Raw genomic sequence first — 3,298 nt, forward strand, 5'->3', positions numbered from 1 at the left:
AATTGCTTTGTTTCATAATTATCCCTAAGTTAATAAACTATATTTTTAAACGTTCCGGTTTTTAGGGAAGATTACAAATGGAGTTGAGCAAATGGATATTCTTGAATTAGAATATCAGACATTTATAATTGATTTCAATTATACGCAAACGATAAAAAAATACTATGACTTAACGGATTCTAATTATATTAATATTCACGGAGTATTAAATGATGAAAAAAATCCAATAATTTTTGGATTTGGCGACGAATTAGATCAAGAATATACAACTATTGAAAATTCGAAATTGGATGGTGTATTTGAATTTATTAAGTCTATAAATTATTTAAAAACTGATAATTATAGAAAAGTTCTAAACTTACTAGAATGGACGGAATACCAGGTAATTATTTTAGGACATTCCTGTGGTTTAACAGATAGAACGTTACTTAATCATATTTTCGAACATCCGAATTGTGTTAGTATTAAACCTTACTATTACCAATGGAAAGATAAAGAAGAAATTAAAGATGATTACATCAAATTAGTATCGAATATTACACGAAATTTTAAAGACAAAAATAAATTTAGAGATCGTGTAGTAAATTACACATTTTGCGAACCTTTAATACCTGTAGAATAATTATTATTAAAATTTATTGCATATGGATTTAGATGAATTACAACAAATGCTTAAAAATAATTTTATAAATATTTGTTGTACAAATAATATAAATGGTAGAGATATTGCAAATACAGAGCTTTTAAAGATTTTGATTAAAAGGCTTGAAAATTTGGGATATGAAAATTGGACTCAACCAAATTTAGATAAGAATGATATAAGAATGCAATTATTTGTAAAATTTGATTTTTATACTTCATACTATTATCATAATATGAATCTAACAATTGAAAATTATGATAAAATTGTTGAAGATAATTTAGACTTAGGTTATTCATACCAGTTTTCTTCAGAAAGTATGATCTTCAAAGAAGTATATGAGAGAACAAATTATTTAAGTAAAATTTATTTTGACTTAGAATATTTCTTACAACAAGTTAACAAGAGAATATCATATATGAGCAATAATAATTCGAAGAAAAAAAGTCAGTTTTTTAATTCATTACTAAATCATATTGGAATCATAAAATCTATTAATATAAATGATATTATCACAGATATAAATAATATTTACGGAAAGGAATTATTATATAAAGTAAAAAATAGAGAGGTTGAGTACAGTATAATTTTTGATTATTTAACGACTTTTAGAAATAGTTTACATAACAATGGATTTTCACAAAAAACTTTAAACAAAATTGATTTCGGTGGGATTTCTATTGAAATTAAACAAAACCAACAAGTGAATATTAATCATTGTGTACTAATTATTTTAATATTCTGTCAAATTGTAATCTTTGAAAAAATTGTCAAAAAATTATTAGTTGATTACCCTGAATTATGGCAAGATGAATACTTAAACCATATTGAAACTAAAAAGAAGTTATTTAAAAAATCTGATAAAAATTAATAAAACAATTATTTGAATATAATTTATTACACAATATTCCTCCAATTCCATTTAAGTTGAGGCTTTAATCACTATCATCTAACAACCAACTCCAAATAGTTTAGATAGACTTTAGTTAAACTTTAGCTAAAGAAATAAAATAATAAATGCGAGATTCCACAAGATTCTTGCATTTTTTAGTCCTAATTTCAATGCCCCTGTCATGCTGAACTCGATTCAGCATCCCATCACGTAAATCCACCCACCAGATAAAAAAAACGTATAACGTACTACGTATTCTATCGAGAACTAAGACGATAAAGACCTATTATAAAACCCATTTTCAATAAGTTTTATAATCATACCCACCAATTACTATTCACTAATTACTAATCACTATAAAGCCAACTACAGCAAAAAAACTCAAAACTCATCACTCAAAACCCACAACTCGAACCCAGCCACCCCACCAAAGTTATGTTTACATAACATGGCATTATAAAACTGATTTTTATTTATAATTAACTGATTTTCAAAAAGTGCCTAATTAAATAAGTCAAAACAAAAAATAAGCACTCTATTTACATTGAAACGAAGTTATTTATTACAGTTACTTTAAGATCTCCTTCACCCCCAAATATTCCCCCAACTCATCCCAGGTAATGACTTGATGAGGTTGTTTATTATAATGCGTTTTGATTTGATTATAGATTCGAAGCGATTGCCTATAACTTTTGCCTGTGATGATCTGAATGTCTTTTGGGTAAACGCAAATCCTTTTTAACTTCTTGTGCTGCATAATTATACATTTTCATACACTATCTATGCTTTATCTATACTTAATATGTACCTCATCTATGTGTCATTTAGTGACAAAAGATGAATAAAAAGTCATTTGGTAAAGGGTGGTTTTTATAAAGTTACGTTTTTTTCTAAACTTGTATTATACACCGGTGTTAGTCAGAATGTTGAACGAAAAAATGTAGTGAAAAATGGCAAGACAAAAAGGTATTATTAAGCTGTTGGGTACTGTGGGAGATATTACCTTTTATAAAGCAAAAGAAGGATACTTAGCACACGAAAAAGGTGGCGTGGATAAGGACCGAATTATGAATGATCCGAACTTTCAGCGTACGCGTGAGAATGGTGAAGAGTTTGGTCGAGCAGGTGCATCTGGAAAGATGTTACGAACTGCATTTCGAGCGGTGTTGTTGAACTCGGCAGATTCGAGAATGGTTGGAATATTGACGCGAGAAATGGTTAAAGTACTTCAAAAAGATGAGGTAAGTGAACGCGGACAATGCTTTGCAATTAATTGAAGTTAGTCCTGCGTAATGAAGTTAGAATTGATCAGAACATATTTCCCTAATGGAACAAATGGAATCCTTCAAAATTCGAAGGGTATCCTTTGTTATACGATTGAGTTGCCTTGGTTGAATAATGAAGTGAGAAAATCGTGTACTCCGGAAGGGAAATATGTTTTAGTGAAACGATACAGCCAAAAATACGGATGGCATATTTGGTTAAAGGATGTACCGAACAGGACTTATATTTTGATGCATCCTGCGAATAATGCAAAGAAAGAATTACTGGGGTGTATTGCTCCGGTGACTTCCTTGGGTGGAGCTGGAATTGGATGGGAAAGTCGGAAGGCTTTTAAACAGACTATTTTTTATATTGACTACTTGCTTTTTCTATAGCCTTACAAGCTCAAATCTTTCAGAATGACACTGTAATCTTCCCTAAAAACCGGAACGTTTAAAAATATAGTTTATTAACTTAGGGATAATTATGAAACAAAGCAATTT

General features: G+C 29.1%; 3 protein-coding genes and 1 pseudogene. All 4 read left to right on the plus strand.

Features of this window, described 5'->3' with window-relative positions:
* The first annotated feature begins 91 nt into the window (after nucleotides 1–91).
* Nucleotides 92–622 (plus strand): AbiH family protein, encoded by a 531-nt coding sequence (locus tag IF125_RS14040; RefSeq protein ID WP_225542909.1) that lies wholly within the window; start codon nucleotides 92–94, stop codon nucleotides 620–622.
* 22 nt (nucleotides 623–644) lie between these two features.
* Nucleotides 645–1,511, plus strand: coding sequence for a hypothetical protein (locus tag IF125_RS14045; protein ID WP_225542910.1), 867 nt, complete (start codon nucleotides 645–647; stop codon nucleotides 1,509–1,511).
* A gap of 971 nt (nucleotides 1,512–2,482) precedes the next feature.
* A pseudogene (locus IF125_RS14050) lies at nucleotides 2,483–2,788 on the plus strand (hypothetical protein); the annotation flags it as partial.
* 36 nt (nucleotides 2,789–2,824) lie between these two features.
* The gene (locus tag IF125_RS14055) at nucleotides 2,825–3,190 is read left to right on the plus strand and encodes a DUF5675 family protein (protein WP_225542911.1); all 366 of its coding nucleotides are present in this window, start codon (nucleotides 2,825–2,827) and stop codon (nucleotides 3,188–3,190) included.
* Nucleotides 3,191–3,298 lie beyond the last annotated feature (108 nt).

Origin of the sequence: Empedobacter stercoris (genome assembly GCF_020281205.1) — a bacterium.
Classification (GTDB): domain Bacteria; phylum Bacteroidota; class Bacteroidia; order Flavobacteriales; family Weeksellaceae; genus Empedobacter; species Empedobacter stercoris.